The following is an 18,241-nucleotide window of genomic DNA, read 5'->3' on the forward strand; positions in this document are numbered from 1 at the left end:
GATCAGTGAACCCTTTGCTTGTACTTTCCGGAGTTCACCATCGTAATGGTGACGTCCACGTTTTTGAGCATATCCTCGGTCAAAATAAAATCGGACTGCTTGCTGAGCTCCCTCCATTTGCCAGGGTATTTCCGGTACAGCTTGTCTTCCAGCATGAGCACGTCGGATTTCAAGGCAACGCCTTTTTTATAGCTCTCGATGACTTCTTTCTTGACCAGTTCAGCGGCCATTTTCTCGAGCGTCGACTCCGGTGTATCCTTGATGAGCAGATCTATATAGGATTTAAGCCCGATCCGGATATTGAAGTGTATTTTATCGTTCTCCAATTTGGGTTCCACGACAAAATGCGGTTTCATCAGAATCAGGCTGGCCACAGGGGTTTCGCCGACTGGGATGTTGATGGGTGTCTGTTCAAGCTGCTGCTGAATCCAGCGGGTTCCCCTCAGGTCATCCTCCGACAGCCATCCGCGGAGCTCCCGGTTGTCAAAGAAATAAGCTCCGTTCACCCGGAGCATCGGGTGGTCCTTTTTATCTTCATACCAGTCCTTAATGTCGATCGTCAACGATGGAAGAATCGCCGTACCGCTTGGTTCTTTTAACATGGCCAAAATTTTGAATTCGTAAATGGGCAGGATAAACGAACGCTGCGTATAAATTTGCTGCGGTGATTCCAATACGCTTTCCAGTGGAGAAAAATTCAGGATGGACTTCTCCGTCAAAATGTCTTGAATCGGATTTTTCGTCCCGTACAGCAGCACGTTATAGCGGATCTCCCGAAACCGGTTCAGCATGTCAAACACTTGGTCCATGCCATGCTTGAGCAGCCGCTCGGAACAAACGACTGCTTTCATATGGCCCCAAAATACACGGCGCTGGGCCGTCGAGTAGATGGACGTCAGCGATTCGGTCACGGTCTTCCCTTCTCCCGTACCGATCCAGATCGGCACGACTTTACCGACCTGGGCATTTTGGGATTGAGCAACATTCGAGAAGTTCAGCACCTGAATGTAGCTTTTATATTTTCCATCCTCGTAATCAAGTCCGATCGCTGTCACATAAGCCATATTCTGAATATCCTTGGAGTTCCAGCATCCCGGCAGGAGAAGCAGCAGCGCACAGCACACGATGGATAGCACCGTTCTTTTCATGTCGGAGATTCCCCCTGATGATCCGGATCCTGCGGATTCAGGAAGGAGGTGCGGCTTTTGACTTTTTCCCACGGCAGACGGATGACCGAGTTGATAAAATCCTTGAACCGGAAAGGCGAAACCGGCGCAAGATAGGACTCTCCGAACGTCCGGAGGCGGGATACGTAGATCAGCAGCAGAATCAAGCCGAGAATGAGACCGTACATGCCCAGAAACGAGGCGATCAGGAACAAGGTGAACCGGATAACACTGATGACCGAGGTTAAGCTTTGGTTGACCAGGGTCGCGCCGGTGACGGTCGTAATGGCGCCTACGACGACCGATGACGGAGAGACCAGCCCGGCACGGATGGCGGCGTCGCCGATGATGAGACCGCCAATGACGGTCAAGGTCTGGCCGATCGTGGTGGGCAGCCGGATGCCGGCCTCGCGGAAGATCTCAAACAGCAGGAGCAGCAGAAACAGCTCCATCTGAGCGGAAAAGGGCAGGCCCAGACGGGTCACTGAAATGGTCGCCAACATCCGGTATGGGAGCTGGTCCTGGTGAAATGCGGTCAAGGCCACCCAGAATCCCGGAAGAGCCACGGACAAGACGAGACTGAGCACGCGAATCAGGCGCACGAAGGAGACATAAATGTAGTTAAAGTGGATGTCTTCCGGCGACTTCATGAGCAGGGACAGTGAGCCGGGTCCCGTAAGCGCCATCGGATTGCCGTCTACGATGATGACAAATCTCCCGTTGATTAACGAGCTGACCGCGTAATCCGGCCGGCCCGTAAAATCGATCAGCGGCAGCAGGGAATACTTCGAGTCGGACAACAATTCCTCCAACTGGCTCGCCGTATATAGTCCGTCCATGTCGATCTTGGACATCCGCTTTTTGACTTCCTCCAGGAGCTTCGGTGAGATGATGTCATCAATGTAAAGGAGCGATACGCGCGTCCGTGTTCGTCTGCCCATAATAAACGTCTCATTGCAGAGTGTTGTGCTGCGGAGCCGCTTGCGGATCAGTGCGACGTTTGTGCTGATATCTTCGGTGAAACCGTCTTTCGGGCCTTTGACAGAAATTTCAGTTGTAGACTCTTCCGGGGTCCGCTTGGGCATGCTGCTGATGTCCATCGTATACAGCTCGTTGGTATGCGGGAGGAACAGGACGACACTCCCCTGAAAGACCGCTTCTTCCACCGCGCTGCTGGGCGCATTGTGCTTTAGCGCGCTCAGCGGAAGTTTGCCTGCAAGCAGTTCGCCTTTTTTGGATGGAAGGCCGTCTTTCTCATACATGTCGTAGAGCTCCGGCAGAATGACTTTGCCGATCTGCGACGACTCGCACAGACCATCAGCAAAGACCAATACGATTTCCGAATAAGGATTGGATTTGCTGAGCCGATGCATTTGGACTTTAATATCTGCACTTTTCGCAAATAAATCGTTCAGCTTACTGAAATTCCAAAGCGTCGGATCCTCCGAGGGGTTGTCGTCCTTTTGGTCTTTTTGGGACTTGTTATCATCCGACTGGCCGTCTTCTGAAGTTTTGTTATCTGTATTTTCATTTCTACTGTTACCTTTGCCGTGCTCTGCATCTTCATCGTTTCTTTTATCCTTGTCATGTTCAGGGCCGATGTTGTCCCCGTTGTCATCTTCGGTGTCGTCCAGCGGTGCGCGATTTTCCTGGCCCGATTCTTCTGAAGACGGATCTTCCAATGAATGGTCGCGCCGTTTACCTTGATCCCCGCTTTTTTCGTGATCCTGGTCACGTTTATCACCATGCGGATGACCTTCTGATTTCTGGTCCTCTGCTGGTTCATTGCTCCCTTGGGGCATGTTATGTTTATTTTCAGTATCCGTCATGTCGTACGTTCCCTCCTTTTCTCCGGAATGAAGGACATGCCAACGCACAGCAGGGAATACGCGATTCCCAAGATCAGCGATGCCGGAAAATAAATCTGGTACATCATGTTATAAAAGTTCTGCTGGCTGTACGGAAACATGCACAGCACGATGTAACTGAACGTAAGGGCGAGGATAAATCGGTTCCGCATCGTTTGACTAGAGAAAGGCATAATATCCGCAAGCAAAAACAAGGATAGGCTGACCCGTACGGTTGACCCGGCAAGCCACTGATACACCGACAAAAAGTCCACATGTTCCACATAATCGCCGATTTTGACAAGCCGCCACTGCTCATAAGGGGACGTGGCCTGCTTGGCCGCTTCATACGGCCCGAATTCGGTGATGGCTCCTATAACGGGTCCCAGCGTAATCCAAACCATCAACAGCGCAAACACGACCATATGCCAGGGTTTCACATTCGACCGGATCCGGTGCTGCATCGTGACGATGACGATGAGTTCGATGAACGCACCTCCGGCATACAGCATGCCATGAACAGGTGGCACCCAGCCGTGCTCCATCAGGGGGAACAGCAATTTGTAATTTTTGTGCGCCGTATTGGCAACCGAGACGAAAATCCCCAGGAAGACGACAATAGGAAGCAGGACGCCAGCTCCAATGGCCATGGAGCGCAGCCCGGTTTTTGCCATGTACAGGCAAACAAGCGCCAGTACGGTAACGAGCACCAGCTTCGGCGTGGCCGGCAGGTAATTGGTGATCGTCCAGGTGGAGGTATGAAGAAGCGTAAGGCCACCTATTAAATACAAATACAGGCATATCGGGGCCATGAGGACCCAGGAAATCCATGGTTTGGTCCGATCGGCAAGCCACGGCTGCAGCTTCCGATTTCCGGATCTCTTCATGAACAAGACGAGCAGCAGCGACCAGGGCACGTAAAAGACCGCCGCCATGATGACGGAAACCCAGGCATCTCTGCCGGACGAATCCAGAATCATGGGATTCACAATGACATGACTGGTCAGCCCGTTCATTAACATGAGGATCATACAGATTTGGGAGAAACTCATTCGATTGACAGAACCCATTGCGTTAATCACTCTATTCCGGTTTAGGCTTTGATAAAGGGTAGTATGGTAAGGAAAGGGGGATTTTATGTATTTACATAGATAGAACTAAGGATTTGCATGAAAATTGCTGTTAGATCGGCCCAACAAAGGCCAATGAGATTCTTTATTTCATTCTATGTACATAGAAATTTTCAAAAGATCCAGGTGGAAGAGGAGGAACAACGCTGCGTTTATATGATAAAAAAAACGACCGTGCCATTGCCGGCACGGCCTGTTCCCATAATTTATTCCTTCCGCAGCAGCGCTTCGCCTGCAATGCCCGGATTGGTCATTTGGTAAGGATCGAGGATGATGTTCAGCTCTTCTTCCGTCAGCACGTTGTACAGCAGGCACAGCTCCCGAACCGACTTGCCGGTCGTGATCGCTTCGCGCGCAATGCGGGAGACGACTTCGTAGCCGAGGTGCGGATTCAGTGCCGTAATGATGCCGACGCTGTTCTCGACATATTCCCTACACCGCTCCACATTAGCCTGAATGCCCTCGACGCAGTGCTCGCGGAACACCCGGAAGCCCTGATTCATAATTTCCAGCGATTGCAGCAGGTTGTAGACGAGAACCGGCTCCATGACGTTCAGCTCCAGCTGGCCGGCTTCGGATGCCAGGCAGATCGTATGGTCGTTACCGATCACCTGGAACGCGATTTGGTTGATAACCTCGCACATGACCGGATTGACTTTCCCCGGCATAATGGAGGAACCCGGCTGGCGTGAAGGGAGAGAAAGTTCCCCAAGTCCTGCCCGTGGGCCGGAAGCCATTAGCCGGATATCGTTGGCGACTTTGGACATGTTCATCATGCAAATTTTTAAGGCGGCGGACACCTCGGTATAGGCGTCGGTATTCTGGGTGGCATCGACAAGATGATCCGCTGCCTGCACCGGAAAACCGCTGAGCTCTGCCAGAATTTCGGCCACGCGCTTGATGTAGGTCAAATCGGCATTGAGGCCTGTACCGACCGCCGTTGCGCCCATGTTAATATGCAGCAGGTTGTTCTTGGTGGCTTTGACCCGCTCAATGTCACGGCCCAGCACGCGGGCGTATGCCTGGAATTCCTGCCCGAGACGGATCGGAACGGCGTCCTGCAGATGGGTTCGGCCCATCTTGATCACCGCGTCAAACTCGTTGGCTTTATCGACGAAGGCCTGGTGCAGATCAGTCATGGTGGCCACGAGCTTGTCAATCATGGTCAGTGTTGCCAGATGGACGGCGGTCGGGAACGAATCGTTGGTCGATTGCGCCATGTTGACATGGTTGTTCGGGCTGATATCGGCGTAGCTGCCTTTTTCCTTGCCCATCAATTCCAAAGCCCGGTTCGCAATGACTTCGTTCGTATTCATATTTATCGATGTACCGGCGCCGCCCTGGATCGGATCCACGATAAATTGGTCGAGCCACTCACCGCCAATGATCTCATCTGCGGCTTGTACAATGGCCTCACCTTTGGCTGGAAGCAGCCGTTTGATTTCCATATTAGCCAATGCTGCAGCCTTTTTGACCATGGCCATCGACCGGATCAGTTCAGGATGCAGATGCTGTCCGGTAATCGGAAAGTTCTCCTTTGCGCGCAGGGTTTGAATGCCGTAGTATGCATGGTTGGGAACTTCTTTGGTGCCTAGAAAATCTTTTTCCAATCTCATGAAAATCAATCCTCCGGGTATCTGTACTGGATAAGTCAAAGAGCCGCATGTAAACGCTGTGATTTGTCGGACTCGCTACCATTATACGCTGGTTGTCTTGAAATTTGCTAGTTTATTGTCAACGAGGGGTGTAAAGATCATTCATTTGTCCACTGAAAACGGACGATACGAACCCTTGGGGGACGGTGAATGACATACTTCTACACACATACATTTGAACTTTGTATTGGTGGCAAGGCTTACATTGAAGGAGCTTTTACACTTCGCACAGCTTGGCATAAAAAAGAGGAGGCGTATCATGTTCATTGTCTGGCAGTCGGCGGTTGTAGCGCTGGCGGGTATCCTGCTGCTTCGGATTAGCGGCCGCAAGTCGATTTCCCAGATGACGGTTGGGAACTGGAAAAGATTTTGAAGGCCAATTTCCCGCAGATGCTTGTTCCCGAGTCTCCGGAGGAGAGGAACATGTTCAGAGAAGTCATTGACAATGCCGACCAACCGATCGTTCAGGATCGTCTTCATTAACATACCCGGAGGATGGCCGTTTATGATTCGTCATATCGAAGAATTGGTGAACAAGCCAAAAAGCCCGGGTATGCGAACAAGCATACCCGGGCTTCTCTATAAAATAAGCGTATAAATCTGTTAAACGGAATGCGGAACCTTTACGTCAGGATTTACGTCGGCTTCATAATCGACGCCATCCGTCTCAAAGCCGAACAGCTGGAAGAATTCACGGCGGTACCCATGAAGATCGGTCAGATCATAGATGTTGTCCGATGTGATGCTGTTCCAGATGTCGGCGACTTCAGCCTGCACATCTTCCCGGAGCTCCCAGTCGTCGATGCGGATTCTGCCGACTTCATCCACAGGTGTTTCGCCGCCGGTATACAGCCGGTCGGTGAACAGGCGGTAGGTCTGCTCGATGCAACCTTCGTGGATGCCTTTTTCTTTCATGACCTTGTACAAGGCGGAGATATACAGCGGCACGACCGGGATCGCCGAACTGGATTGGGTCACCAGCCCTTTGCTGACAACGACATAAGCACTTCCGTTTTTGGCTGCCAGCTGGTCGTTCAGCTTCAGCGCAGTGGCTTCCAGGTGATCCTTGGCTTTGCCGATGGAGCCTTCCCGGTACACGGCCTGGGTGATGTCCGAACCGATGTAGGAGAAGGAAATGGTGGCGGCTCCGTCGGCCAGCACGCCGCCCTGCTCCAGCGCATCGATCCACAGCTGCCAGTCGTCCCCGCCCATGACCGCAACCGTACTGCGGACTTCTTCTTCCGTAGCGGGTTCAATGGTCACTTCGCTGATTTCGCCGGTGTGGAAGTTGACGGTTTTATTCGTATAGGGCTTGCCCAGCGGTTTAAGGGTGGAATTGTACACTTCGCCGGTGACCGGATCGGTTCTCCGGGCGGATGCCACACTGTACACCACCAGGTCGACCTGACCGAGTTCGGAACGGATCAATTCCACCGTTTTCTCCTTCGTTTCCGTCGAGAAGGCGTCCCCTGTCACGCTGAAAGATTTTAGCCCGGCCGCTTCAGCTGCTTGTTCAAACGCGGCGGAATTGTACCATCCGGCCGAGGCTGTCCGTTTCTCGGAACCGCTGCTTGGGCGGTATACGCCTACGGTATTCGCTCCGGCTCCGAATGCAGCTGTGATGCGTGCCGCCAAGCCATAGCCGGTCGACGCGCCGATCACGAGCACGTTTTTCGGCCCTTGGACGGCCGGCTTGGATTTGACGTAATCGATTTGGGCCTGGACCTGCGCAGCGCATCCTACAGGATGTGCCGTCGTGCAGATAAAGCCCCGGGTTCTTGGTTTGATGATCATGTGAATGATTATCCTCTCTTTGTTAAAGTAAAGTATCGTTTGTTTGGATTCAGGTTTATGTATCCCATACTACAGCCATGAGGAAACTCCTTTAATGATATTATATCTAAAAACCGAAATACAAGGGTTTAAGCGGTGAATGGTAGAAGCGGAGAGATTTCGGGATGTCCACCCATTTGACAATGAGAATCATTATCAAGTAAGATGAATACAGTCCGGAAATCACGGAGCCGACATGAGGCGATGATTCCGCAGGAATACAGCAATCATATCGATTGACGGGAGGAACCACCTATGTTTATTCAATTGAGAACAATGGCTGTGCAAAAAGGGTACAGCGAACAGGTTGCGGCCAGATTCACCAAGGACGGCCCAATGGACGAGATGAACGGTTTGATCGACAGAACGGTCATGGTCAATACCCGTGGAAGAGAGCAGGACGAAGTCGTCGTCATGATCCGCTGGGAGTCCCAGGAAGATTGGAAAAATTGGGAGAAAAGCGACGCGCATCTTCAAGGTCATCGCGACAAGAAGGGCCAGGAGCCGCCAGCCTATATGATCAGCACAACCGTCAAAATGTATGAAGTGCAGGCTGTGAAGCCGGGCAAGGCTTCTTCCAGCACCAATTAATATCGGGAACCAAGAAAAAACCGCCACTAATGGCGGTTTTTTGTAGTCTTCATGATTATTCTGGGGCGTTCTCTCCGGCCGTCTCTGCAGTTGCTGCACGGTTTCTGCGCCCGTAAATCCGGTACAGTACAATACCGAACAGCGTTCCCGCCAGCGACATGCCGGAAATCGTCAGAAACAGTGTCCTCCCGCCGAATGCCTCATACAGCGCACCGCCTGCAAAGGAAGCGATAATGCCGGAAACCCCGAAGAACAGCAGCGCCAGCACCGTTTGCCCGGTTGCCCGCCATTCGACTGGAACGATGCGGTACAGGTACTGAATGGCGGCGGAATAAAACACCGGAAAGGTGAGCAGCTGCAGTAACTGCAGATAGGCGAGGAGATGCGGGTCCTCAATCCAGGCCGATGCGAAAAAGCGTATAAAGTAAAAAAATCCCGAAAAGGCGATCAGCATCAGCTCGCTGCCTTTGCGAAGCCACCAGAAGCTCAAGGCGAACACAACGATCTCGCTTCCGGCTGCCAGAAACCAGGCTTGTCCCACCAGGCTGGCCGTCCCGCCCAGCTCCTTGATGTAAACTCCTAAATAAGTATCGTTCATCCGCGCGGGGATCGAACTGATAAAGACCAGGATGAGAAAGAGCAAAGTTTCTCTGCTGCTGAGAAAATGCTTCAGGCTGGAAAGGGTGACCGGTTTGCCCGACACCGGAGCGTCCGGCATGAACAGCGTAATGACAAAGCTGATCAGACCAATGGCCGCAAACAAATACGCCAAGCTGTGCGCGCCGAACGAAGTCATGATATAGCCTGCGAATAATGACATCACTGCATAGCCAAGCGCCCCATAGGTGCGAAGCGAGCCGTAGCTGATCCCCGCCGATTCCGCGACGCGGAAGTTCAGGCTTTCCGTCAGCGGATCGACCGGCATTAGAAAAAAGTAGGTGAGCATGGCAAACAGGATGATCAGGCTGTAAGTGCCGGTATGGTACAGGATAAAGCCGGTCATGATCGCGCAAACGAGAAGGAGCAGCAGCACTTTCCGGATCGTTTTGGTCCGGTCGCTGATCATCCCCCACAGCGGCTGGGCCACAATCGTGATAAATCCTCCCGTACCGACGATGAAGCCGATCTGGGAAGGCGATAGTCCCTGCTCATCAAAATATACGGGGAGAAATGGAATGAAAATGGCCAGCAGGGCGAAAAACAGAAAATTAAACGCTTTAACAGGAGCGGAAGTTCTCATTGGTACAATAGATCCCTCACGTCATTTTGGAAATAAGTTGAATTGCGTTAGGACATTGTATCATGAATCTATCATTTTCTAAATCACCGATTTGTCACGGAAGGGGTGGACGTAGTATGGTAGACTAGAGTTACAGACTTCAACAACAGCGGGGGAAATGATGATTAAATTGGTATCTTGGAACGTGAACGGGCTTAGGGCCTGTGTCAATAAAGGTTTTATAGAATATGTAAAGCAAGTGGATGCGGACATCTTCTGCGTGCAGGAGACGAAGCTCCAGGAAGGGCAGATCTGCCTGGACGGCATGGACGAGTATTACCAATACTGGAACTACGCCGAGAAGAAAGGCTATTCCGGTACCGCCGTCTTTACTAAGCAGAAGCCGTTGTCCGTGTACTCCGGGCTGGAAGAGGACGTGGAGCCGGAAGGGAGAATCCTTACGCTCGAGTACGAAGGCTTTTACTTGGTCAACGTGTATACGCCCAACGCGCGCCGCGATCTGTCGAGACTGGATCTCCGGCTGGAATGGGAGGACCGGTTCAGAAGCTACATTCAGCAGCTGGATGCGCGAAAGCCTGTCATCATTTGCGGGGATCTAAACGTCGCCCATCAGGAAATCGACCTGAAGAATCCGAAGTCGAACCGTGAAAACTCGGGCTTTACTCCTCAGGAACGCGGCAAAATGACTGAACTGCTGAATACGGGGCTGATCGATACGTTTAGACATTTTTACCCGGAGCAGGAAGGCGCCTATACCTGGTGGTCCTACATGCCCAAAATCCGTGAGCGGAACGTGGGCTGGCGGATCGACTATTTTCTCGTATCGGAACGGCTTGCCCCGTCCCTGATTGACGCCCAGATCGATCATCTGATCCTGGGGAGCGATCATTGTCCGGTGAAGCTGCTGATGGACGAAACGAAGCTGTAAACGGTGGATCTTGTCCTTGTAATCCGTCATCCCTTGGCTCACTGCGGCAATCAACATGATCAGACATTGCAGCGGTGAGTGAGGGGCATGATCCCACTTTTTAATACCACCCACAAAGATAGGGTGTTGACAATCCGGTAAACCGTATGCTAATTTATTTCTATAAATTTAGAAATACGAAATCAGGAAGGAGGAGGGGAATATGAACGAAGATGTGGAGTCCAAGCAAGCCGTAAAAATATACAAAGCACTGGGCGAACCGACTCGTTTGAAAGTGGCGATGATCCTTTCCCGGGAAGGTGAAGCCTGCTGTTCCACGCTTGGGACCAAGCTGGAAACTGTAGCGGACTCCACGCTGTCCCATCATCTGAAGCAGCTGGCAGAGAGCGGTCTGCTGGATTCGCGTAAGGAAGGCACCTTCATTTTCTACTGCCTGAACCGTGAGGTAGCGCAGAAATATGCGCCATTTCTGTTGAACTAATTTTTTTTGTCCTTTATTTCTATGATTGTAGAAATACGAAAATATTATTCAAAGGAGTTTGATTGCATTTATGACCAGCACCTGGAAGATTTACATTTTGGCCATTATCAGCTTTTTGGTAGGTACCTCGGAATACATCGTTTCCGGTATTTTGGATAAAATTGCGGATTCGATGGGCATTACAGTCGTTGCCGCGGGCCAGCTGATTACCGTGTTCTCACTGACATACGCGATCGCTACGCCTGTTCTCATGGCCCTGACGGCAAGGTGGGACCGTCGCAGGCTGATGATCACGGCCCTTGGCATTTTCGTTGTCGCCAACATCTTGTCGTTCGTGCTGCCCGGATATGAACTGCTGCTGGCGTCACGCATACTGATGGCGCTTGGTGCGGGGATGGTCGTCGTCACGGCGCTTAGCATCGCCGCCAAAATTGCGCCTGAAGGTAAACAGGCTGGCTCTTTGGCCACCGTCATCATGGGCTTTACAGCTTCGCTTATCATCGGTGTGCCGCTCGGAAGAATGGTCGCGGCTGCTTTTGGCTGGAAAGCGGTATTTATCGGGATTGCTCTGCTCGGCATTGTCGCGATGCTCATCATTTCGGTGACCATCCCGCGGATCCAGGGAGACGCGCATGTGCCCCTTCGGCAGCAGTTTTCTCTTCTGAAAAATCCGAAAGTTGCGCTGGGCCTGTCTATCAGTTTCTTTTGGCTGGGCGGCTACTCGGTGGCTTACACGTATTTGTCGCCTTATTTGCTTCAAATATCCGGATTGCAGGAAAGCCTGCTGAGCACGGCCTTGTTAGCTTTTGGTATCGCCAGCCTGGTCGGCTCAAAATTGGGAGGTTTCAGTGCCGATAAGAAAGGGGTGACCTTCACCCTATTGAGCGGGATGACTCTTCACGTGATCGCTCTTATTCTGCTCAGTCTAGCCGGCCACTCGGCGTTCGCCGTGTTCGCCATCCTGATCTTGTGGTCATTCGCCGCATGGTCGACAGGACCGGCACAGCAGTACAATCTGGTGACGATCAAGCCGGAATCCTCCGGTGTCATGCTGGGGCTTAACCAATCCATGATGCAGCTGTCCATGGCGGCCGGCGCCGGCATCGGCGGCGTAGTCGTCTCGGGCGTCTCGCTGTCAGCGGTTACTTGGATCGGGGCCGTGGGGGTTCTGGTTGCGATGCTGGCGCTGCTCGGCTTGAATCAGCTGTCCGCACGGAGAAAGGTTGCAGCGGCGGAATAAAGGAACGGGTCTTTCACTCGCATGGAGCAGAGAAACTGCGTTCATATCTAAAAAAAGAAAGCGGCCAGTCCTCTTTAGGGACTGACCGCTTTTGTTATTTTTAAACCCATTTGCCCGCGCGGAACACCGGCTCGACGGTGCCGTCCGGCAGTTCACCGTCGATGTCCAATTGGTCCGAACCGATCATGAAATCGACGTGCGTCAGGCTGACGTTGCCGCCTTTGGCGAGCAGCTCCTCTTTGCTCAGCTTGGTTCCGCCCTCGATATTGACCGGATAGCAGCTTCCAAGCGCGAAATGGCAGGAAGCATTTTCGTCCACGCCCGTATTGTAGAAGACACGGATCATGAGCGAAATCGGGGAGTCGTGCGGCACCAGCGCCATCTCGCCGAGGTAGGACGCGCCTTCATCCGTTTCCAGCAGCGATGTCAGGTGCTCGCGGCCCGAAACGGCGTCGTATTCCGTCACTTTTCCGTCTTTGAAGGTTAACTTGATGCCTTCCACCAGCCGGCCGTTCAGGTTGAGCGGAAGCGTGCTGGATACCGTTCCATTGACTCCGGTCCGCAGCGGCATCGTGTAGATTTCCTCCGTCGGCATGTTCGCCACAAAATACACGCCGTCCTCCTTCAGATCCCCGCCGCCGAGCCACAAATGCCCTTCCGGCATCTCGACCCGCAGGTCGGTGCCTGGAGCACGGTAGTGCAGGCTCTTATACCGCTTGTCGTTCATGTACTGCTGCCGTTTTTTCAGCTCAGCGATATGTTCCCGCCAAGCAGCAACGGGATCCCCGCTGTCGACGCGGTTCATGCGGAATACGGCTTCCCACATAGCCGGGACGCGTTCTTCTTCCGGCAAATCGGCGTAAACCTTGTTCGCCCAGGCGCGGGTCGGCGCCTTGATCAGCGACCAGCTGACCTTGTTGCTGCGTACGTAGGCCTGATACTTCTCGCGGGCCACCGCCGCCGCTTTCACGGCCGTCGATACTTTGGCGGAATCGATGCCGCGGAACAGCTCAGGGTCGGGCACCTTGATGTGCAGTACCGCGCCGCCGCCTTCGGCGAGCTGCTCCATCATGTCGGCCTGCCACTTCGGATAATAAGCGAAAGAATCTTCAGGCGCTTGTTCATACCGGATGCGGGTCACCTTCTCGTCGTCCCAATCGACCTGAACGTATTTGGCGCCGGCCTCATAAGCTTTGGACACGATCTGCCGCGTGAAATCTACGGTTTCCAGCGGGGATTGCACAAGCAGCACCTGGCCGGGCTGGATGTTCACCCCGACCTTGATGACCAGTTCGGCGTATTTCTCCAGCATTTGTTCAAAATGATCCATGATTCAAGTTCCTCCATCGTATGTGAAATGGCATTCCTGCCGAGAAAAGAATGTCTGTCTACCAGTGTATCTCTATCCATTTCATTGATGCAAGCTTATCGGGGCTTCCCGTCTTTTTCGGAAAACTTTTTTGCATGCCTACCCGAGTTTAGGTTTTTTTAAGTTTCGGCTGATATCGTGTTTGTCATATGAAGGAAGGGAGAATGGACATGAACAAAGCGGTAAAAAACGTGCTGATCATTTGCGGATGCGTCATTGTGATCGGCGCGGGGGGGACCTATTTTTATCAAAAAAACGCGAGCGCGACGAAAACGGAAACGGCGACCATTACATATGCCGTCGAGAGGGGAGACTTGTCCAAAACGGTAACGTCCTCCGGCAATGTGGAAGCACCCGAATCGGTGAACCTGAGTTTCAGCGGAAACTCCAAAGTGACCAAGGTCGACGTAAGCGTCGGGGAAGCGGTGAAAAAGGGACAGCTGCTTGCAGCGATGGATGCAACGGCGCTGCAAAACGAGCTGCTGTCAGCCCAGGCGAAGTATGACAGTGCAGTGGCGAAGCTGGACAGCATCCAGGCTGGAACGGACTCGGCTACCTTAAGCGAACAAAAAGCCCAGGTGTCCAAGGCGGAGTCCGATCTGGAGAACGCCAAGGCGGCGCTTACGAACGCGAAAAAGGCGGCCAATGCATCGTACCTGCAGGCACAGGTGGACAAGGCGAAGGCTGCTGTCATCAGCACGCAGGCCAAGCTGGACGAAGCAAAGAAGGGAACGGACCCGTCCCAGATTTTATTCGCTCAAGTCGCGGCGGATAATGCCCAGAACGCTTATAAACAAGCGGTATCGCAGCAGAGCAATCTGGATCAGCTGAAAGAAGCGGTTACCAATGCCGAATCACAGGTGGATAGCGCGTCCCGCGCCTATGATCAGGCGGTTTCGCAGCTGGCCAAGCTGCAGGAAGGGCCGGCTGAAAGCGACGTGGCCAGTGCCAAAGCCGACGTGGCCATGGCACTCGCTGCCTTGAACGACGCCAAGGCCAACGCTGCCGGGGCCAAAATTTATGCGCCGTATGACGGGATCATTTCCGCCGTGAACGCCAAGGTCGGAGAGACGGTTGCCGGCGACGCTGCTTCGGCCATCTCCATGTACTCAACCGGCGGGAGCTTCCGGATTTCGGCCTCCATCGACGATACCGATATCACCGATGTGAAGGTCGGCCAGGACGTAAATATAACATTTGACGCGCTCACGGGCATAACGCTGAAAGGCAAGGTCGTGTCCAAGGCGGTGCTCGGGGAAGCGCAGACCAGCGGCGTCGTGACGTTCCCGGTCGGCATTGAAATCACGGCGGGTCAAGATAACGCAGACAAGCTGATTCCGGGTATCAGCGCGACGATTGCCATTATTACCGACGGTAAGAAGGATGTATTGAAAGTTCCTGATGCGGCGATCAAGTCGTTTGGCGGACGGAAAATTGTCATGATCGACAAAGGCGGCAAAGAGGAGCAGGTGGAAATTACGACCGGCCTTGATGACGGGGCTAATTCCGAAGTGCTGACCGGATTGTCCGAGGGCGACAAGGTAACCATTACGATGACGACGACAAAGACGAGCACCGGAACGAGCCAGGGAACCATGGGCGGCTTTGGCGGCATGGGCGGTATGGGCGGCTTCGGAGGCATGAACGGAGGCGGCGAGATGCGGCAGTTCAACCGCGGCGGCGGAACGGGTGGAACCGGAGGAACTGGCGGAGGCGGAGCACGCAGCGGCGGCATGGGAGGTGGCGGACAGTGATCACCTTTGATCAAGTGAAGAAGGTCTATGCATCGGGCGAGAACGAGGTCCAGGCGCTGAAGGGCGTCACCCTTCAAATCGATGAGCGCGAGTTTGTTTCCATTATGGGACCGTCTGGTTCAGGAAAATCGACCATGATGAACGTGATCGGCTGTCTGGATAAACCGACTTCCGGCAAGTACATGCTGGACGGCATCGACATCGGCTCGGCATCGGCCAAGCAGCTGTCGGAGGTGCGCAACCGCAAGATCGGTTTCGTCTTTCAAAACTTTAACCTGCTCAAGCGAACCTCTGCCATTGAAAACGTCGAGCTTCCGATGCTGTATGCGGGCAAAAACAAAAAGGAGCGGCGGGAGAAGGCCGAATACTGCCTTGAGCTGGTCGGCCTGAAGACCCGGATGCATCACAAGCCGAATGAGCTCTCCGGGGGACAGCAGCAGCGGGTGGCTATTGCCCGCGCCTTGAGCAACGACCCCGCCATTATTTTGGCGGACGAGCCGACGGGCAACCTGGATACAGCATCATCCGAGGAAATCATGGGCATATTCCGGAGACTGAACGAAAAGGGGCATACGATCGTCATCGTCACCCACGAACCGGACATCGCCGCGCATACGAAACGGGTCATTTGGTTTCGCGATGGCTTGATCGAGACGGACCGGCTGAATACGGAGCGTGAGCGGGTATGAATGTGGGGGAACTGCTGCGCATTTCAATCCGAAGCTTACGGTCCAACATGCTGCGCTCCTTCCTGACGATGCTTGGAATCATCATCGGCGTGGCGACCGTCATTGCCATGATTTCCATCGGTCAGGGAACGAGCAAGCAGGTGACGAGCCAAATCCAAAGCCTGGGATCCAATCTGATCACGGTTACCGCAGGCTCGGGGTCGTCAACCGGCACAGCGGCAGGAGGCAACCAAGGCGGAAGCACGGGCACACTGAACATTTCGGACGCTGACCCGATTTCCAAAATAGATACCGTGAAGTACGTTGCGCCGGTCTCGCAGGTTAGCGCGCAGCTGCTGAACGGATCGAACACAGCCTCCGCCACGATCATCGGCTCGACGCCGGGTTATGCCGACATCAAATCGTGGGAGACGGACATCGGACGTTTCTTTACCGAGGATGAAGTCAATGACCGGGCAAAGGTCGTGGTCCTTGGCGCAACGACGGCGGAAACGCTATTTGGTGAAGCGGGCTTCGATGCGGTCGGCAGCATGATCAAAATCAACAACATCCCGTTTCGGGTCATCGGTGTGCTCAAAGCAAAGGGTTCTTCGGGAACGGTTGACCAGGACGACACCGTCATCGCGCCGATCACGACGATTCAGTCCCGGTTTCAGACCGGGAGCTCCCGGAGCAGTGTCCGGCAAATTTTGGTCGAAGCCAAATCTACCGACGTGATCAACAGCACCATGGCGCTGATCCAGTATACGATGCGCCAAAGCCATAAACTTGGCGGGGCCGACGATGATTTCAGGGTTCAAAGCCAGGAGGATGTCATGTCCTCCGCCGAAAGTGTCACCAAAACGCTGACCCTGTTTCTTGGCGGCGTGGCGGCAATATCCCTGTTGGTCGGCGGAATCGGCATCATGAACATCATGCTGGTGTCCGTTACGGAACGGACACGGGAGATCGGTATCCGGAAGGCGATCGGGGCCAAGGAAGGGACGATTCTATCGCAGTTTCTGTTTGAATCGGTCACCTTGGCTATCCTGGGCGGTGTGATCGGCGTCATCCTTGGCTTCGGCGGCTCCAAGTTCGTCGGCAAGCTGATGGACGTGACCACCGCGGTGTCCATGAACTCCGTGCTGCTTGCAGTCGGGTTCTCGGCCTGCATCGGCATCGTATTCGGCGTATTCCCGGCCAGACAGGCCGCGAAGCTGGATCCGATCGAGGCGCTGCGGTACGAATAGGCCGCCATTTGTGACGGACGGATTGATGTGAATCGGTTACCAGCCGACTCATGAACATTACATCTTGGGCAGAAAAAAAGGGCATTTCACCGAATGATGTTCGGCGGAATGCCCTCTTGCCATTTATGAAGCCGTTACCCGGCGTATTTGTGATGCCCCTTGGAAAACCTGGCCATACCGATGACTGGTTTATCCCAGTTGTTTTTCCGCCGCATCCACTGTGTGCTTCAGCAGCATGGCGATGGTTACCGGTCCGACGCCCGCAGGGACGGGGGTAATGGCGCTCGCTTTTTCCAAACATGCCTCATAATGAACGTCCCCGACGTTGCCTTCATTGTAGCCTGCGTCCAGAATGACGGCGCCGTCCTGAATCCAGTCTCCCTGAATGAATTTCGGTTTGCCTACTGCGGCAACAACGATCTCTGCCTGGGACACGATATTACCAAGGCCTTTTGTTCTCGAATGGCAGATCGTGACCGTGGCATTGCGGTTCAGCAGCATCAGCGAGACGGGCTTGCCGAGAATCGGGCTGCGGCCGACAACAACAGCGTGCTTGCCTTCTACAGGAATCCGGTAGTAATCCAGGATGGCGATGATGGCCGCCGGGGTACAGGAAGGATACGCGGCAAAGCCGAAAGCATTCTGCGCAAATCCCAACGTGGTGACGCCGTCGACGTCTTTTTCAATGGCGATCGCGTCGAATGCGGCTCTTTCATCAATCTGATGGGGAACCGGATGCTGCAGCAGAATTCCGTGAACGTTCGGGTCGGCGTTAAGCTTTTGGATTTCCCGGATAAGCTCCTCGGTCGTCGTCCCCGCATCCAGTGTGATTTTTAACGATTCCATCCCGAGCCGTCTGCAGGCATTGCCTTTCATGCGCACGTATGTGGCCGATGCCGGGTCGTCGCCTACCAAAATGGTCGCCAGGCAGGGGGTAATCCCTTGCTCGGACAGCCGTTTCACCCTGCTAACCAAGCCGTCCTTAATGTCCTGCGCCACGCGCGCTCCGTCCAAAATCAGCGTTTGTTCTGTCATTGTCTGCATCTCCTTTAAATCATGGTAAGGTCCAGAAAAACATAAAGAGGCAAG

General features: G+C 53.5%; 15 protein-coding genes. 7 read left to right on the plus strand and 8 right to left on the minus strand.

The genetic code is table 11. The features are described from left to right. Positions 1–2: 2 nt before the first annotated feature. The 5 genes from GCU45_RS29600 to fabV all read right to left on the minus strand — a co-directional run bounded on the left by GCU45_RS29600 (position 3) and on the right by fabV (position 7,592). Positions 3–1,148, minus strand: a complete 1,146-nt coding sequence (locus GCU45_RS29600; RefSeq protein ID WP_152402597.1) for a Ger(x)C family spore germination protein — start codon at positions 1,146–1,148, stop codon at positions 3–5. Next, positions 1,145–2,995: a spore germination protein gene (locus GCU45_RS29605; protein ID WP_244364335.1), complete on the minus strand. Its 1,851-nt coding sequence runs from the start codon at positions 2,993–2,995 to the stop codon at positions 1,145–1,147. The genes GCU45_RS29600 and GCU45_RS29605 overlap by 4 nt, the downstream gene beginning before the upstream one ends. Continuing rightward, complete coding sequence (locus GCU45_RS29610; RefSeq protein WP_152402598.1) at positions 2,992–4,083, minus strand: endospore germination permease; 1,092 nt, start codon at positions 4,081–4,083, stop codon at positions 2,992–2,994. The genes GCU45_RS29605 and GCU45_RS29610 overlap by 4 nt, the downstream gene beginning before the upstream one ends. Positions 4,084–4,349: 266 nt before the next feature. Further along, complete coding sequence (gene aspA, locus GCU45_RS29615; RefSeq protein WP_152402600.1) at positions 4,350–5,759, minus strand: aspartate ammonia-lyase; 1,410 nt, start codon at positions 5,757–5,759, stop codon at positions 4,350–4,352. Between the two features lie 642 nt (positions 5,760–6,401). After that, the gene (fabV, locus tag GCU45_RS29625) at positions 6,402–7,592 is read right to left on the minus strand and encodes an enoyl-ACP reductase FabV (RefSeq protein WP_152402602.1); all 1,191 of its coding nucleotides are present in this window, start codon (positions 7,590–7,592) and stop codon (positions 6,402–6,404) included. Between the two features lie 294 nt (positions 7,593–7,886). Between fabV and GCU45_RS29630 the strand changes: the two genes are divergently transcribed. Continuing rightward, complete coding sequence (locus tag GCU45_RS29630; protein WP_076167530.1) at positions 7,887–8,222, plus strand: antibiotic biosynthesis monooxygenase; 336 nt, start codon at positions 7,887–7,889, stop codon at positions 8,220–8,222. Between the two features lie 55 nt (positions 8,223–8,277). Here the strand turns inward: GCU45_RS29630 and GCU45_RS29635 are convergent, their stop codons facing one another. Beyond that, on the minus strand, positions 8,278–9,462 hold the full coding sequence (locus GCU45_RS29635) for an MFS transporter (protein ID WP_152402604.1): 1,185 nt from the start codon (positions 9,460–9,462) through the stop codon (positions 8,278–8,280). A 163-nt stretch (positions 9,463–9,625) separates the two neighbouring features. Between GCU45_RS29635 and GCU45_RS29640 the strand changes: the two genes are divergently transcribed. The 3 genes from GCU45_RS29640 (at position 9,626) to GCU45_RS29650 (ending at position 12,111) form a co-directional block, all read left to right on the plus strand. After that, positions 9,626–10,390 (plus strand): exodeoxyribonuclease III, encoded by a 765-nt coding sequence (locus tag GCU45_RS29640; protein ID WP_145137695.1) that lies wholly within the window; start codon positions 9,626–9,628, stop codon positions 10,388–10,390. 202 nt (positions 10,391–10,592) lie between these two features. Continuing rightward, positions 10,593–10,871, plus strand: coding sequence for an ArsR/SmtB family transcription factor (locus tag GCU45_RS29645; protein ID WP_076167525.1), 279 nt, complete (start codon positions 10,593–10,595; stop codon positions 10,869–10,871). A gap of 70 nt (positions 10,872–10,941) precedes the next feature. Then, complete coding sequence (locus GCU45_RS29650; protein WP_152402606.1) at positions 10,942–12,111, plus strand: MFS transporter; 1,170 nt, start codon at positions 10,942–10,944, stop codon at positions 12,109–12,111. Between the two features lie 100 nt (positions 12,112–12,211). On the opposite strand, the gene GCU45_RS29655 is transcribed toward GCU45_RS29650, so the two are convergent. Further along, positions 12,212–13,441, minus strand: coding sequence for an aminopeptidase (locus GCU45_RS29655; RefSeq protein ID WP_152402608.1), 1,230 nt, complete (start codon positions 13,439–13,441; stop codon positions 12,212–12,214). Positions 13,442–13,650: 209 nt separating this feature from the next. On the opposite strand from GCU45_RS29655, the gene GCU45_RS29660 reads away from it, so the two are divergent. The 3 genes from GCU45_RS29660 to GCU45_RS29670 are packed head-to-tail and all read left to right on the plus strand — an operon-like array spanning position 13,651 to position 17,152. Then, positions 13,651–15,234 carry an efflux RND transporter periplasmic adaptor subunit gene (locus GCU45_RS29660; protein WP_167527263.1) on the plus strand — a complete coding sequence of 528 codons (1,584 nt, stop codon included), beginning with the start codon at positions 13,651–13,653 and terminating at the stop codon, positions 15,232–15,234. Next, on the plus strand, positions 15,231–15,923 hold the full coding sequence (locus tag GCU45_RS29665) for an ABC transporter ATP-binding protein (protein WP_145021275.1): 693 nt from the start codon (positions 15,231–15,233) through the stop codon (positions 15,921–15,923). The genes GCU45_RS29660 and GCU45_RS29665 overlap by 4 nt, the downstream gene beginning before the upstream one ends. After that, a complete protein-coding gene (locus GCU45_RS29670) occupies positions 15,920–17,152 on the plus strand; it encodes an ABC transporter permease (RefSeq protein WP_152402612.1) in 1,233 nt (410 codons plus the stop codon). The genes GCU45_RS29665 and GCU45_RS29670 overlap by 4 nt, the downstream gene beginning before the upstream one ends. Before the next feature lie 189 nt (positions 17,153–17,341). On the opposite strand, the gene GCU45_RS29675 is transcribed toward GCU45_RS29670, so the two are convergent. Further along, positions 17,342–18,187 carry a bifunctional 5,10-methylenetetrahydrofolate dehydrogenase/5,10-methenyltetrahydrofolate cyclohydrolase gene (locus tag GCU45_RS29675; protein WP_152402614.1) on the minus strand — a complete coding sequence of 282 codons (846 nt, stop codon included), beginning with the start codon at positions 18,185–18,187 and terminating at the stop codon, positions 17,342–17,344. Positions 18,188–18,241: the final 54 nt, after the last annotated feature.

The sequence above is a fragment of the Paenibacillus cellulositrophicus genome (genome assembly GCF_009363095.1).
Classification (GTDB): domain Bacteria; phylum Bacillota; class Bacilli; order Paenibacillales; family Paenibacillaceae; genus Paenibacillus_AQ; species Paenibacillus_AQ favisporus.

Excerpts from the sequence above, each read along its gene's own strand:
- GCU45_RS29660 (WP_167527263.1), top strand. The coding sequence starts at position 13,651 with ATGAACAAAGCGGTAAAAAACGTGCTGATCATTTGCGGATGCGTCATT.
- GCU45_RS29635 (WP_152402604.1), bottom strand. The coding sequence starts at position 9,462 with ATGAGAACTTCCGCTCCTGTTAAAGCGTTTAATTTTCTGTTTTTCGCC.
- GCU45_RS29610 (WP_152402598.1), bottom strand. The coding sequence starts at position 4,083 with ATGGGTTCTGTCAATCGAATGAGTTTCTCCCAAATCTGTATGATCCTC.
- GCU45_RS29670 (WP_152402612.1), top strand. The coding sequence starts at position 15,920 with ATGAATGTGGGGGAACTGCTGCGCATTTCAATCCGAAGCTTACGGTCC.
- GCU45_RS29675 (WP_152402614.1), bottom strand. The coding sequence starts at position 18,187 with ATGACAGAACAAACGCTGATTTTGGACGGAGCGCGCGTGGCGCAGGAC.
- GCU45_RS29645 (WP_076167525.1), top strand. The coding sequence starts at position 10,593 with ATGAACGAAGATGTGGAGTCCAAGCAAGCCGTAAAAATATACAAAGCA.
- GCU45_RS29600 (WP_152402597.1), bottom strand. The coding sequence starts at position 1,148 with ATGAAAAGAACGGTGCTATCCATCGTGTGCTGTGCGCTGCTGCTTCTC.
- GCU45_RS29655 (WP_152402608.1), bottom strand. The coding sequence starts at position 13,441 with ATGGATCATTTTGAACAAATGCTGGAGAAATACGCCGAACTGGTCATC.
- GCU45_RS29650 (WP_152402606.1), top strand. The coding sequence starts at position 10,942 with ATGACCAGCACCTGGAAGATTTACATTTTGGCCATTATCAGCTTTTTG.
- GCU45_RS29630 (WP_076167530.1), top strand. The coding sequence starts at position 7,887 with ATGTTTATTCAATTGAGAACAATGGCTGTGCAAAAAGGGTACAGCGAA.
- GCU45_RS29605 (WP_244364335.1), bottom strand. The coding sequence starts at position 2,995 with ATGACGGATACTGAAAATAAACATAACATGCCCCAAGGGAGCAATGAA.
- aspA (WP_152402600.1), bottom strand. The coding sequence starts at position 5,759 with ATGAGATTGGAAAAAGATTTTCTAGGCACCAAAGAAGTTCCCAACCAT.
- fabV (WP_152402602.1), bottom strand. The coding sequence starts at position 7,592 with ATGATCATCAAACCAAGAACCCGGGGCTTTATCTGCACGACGGCACAT.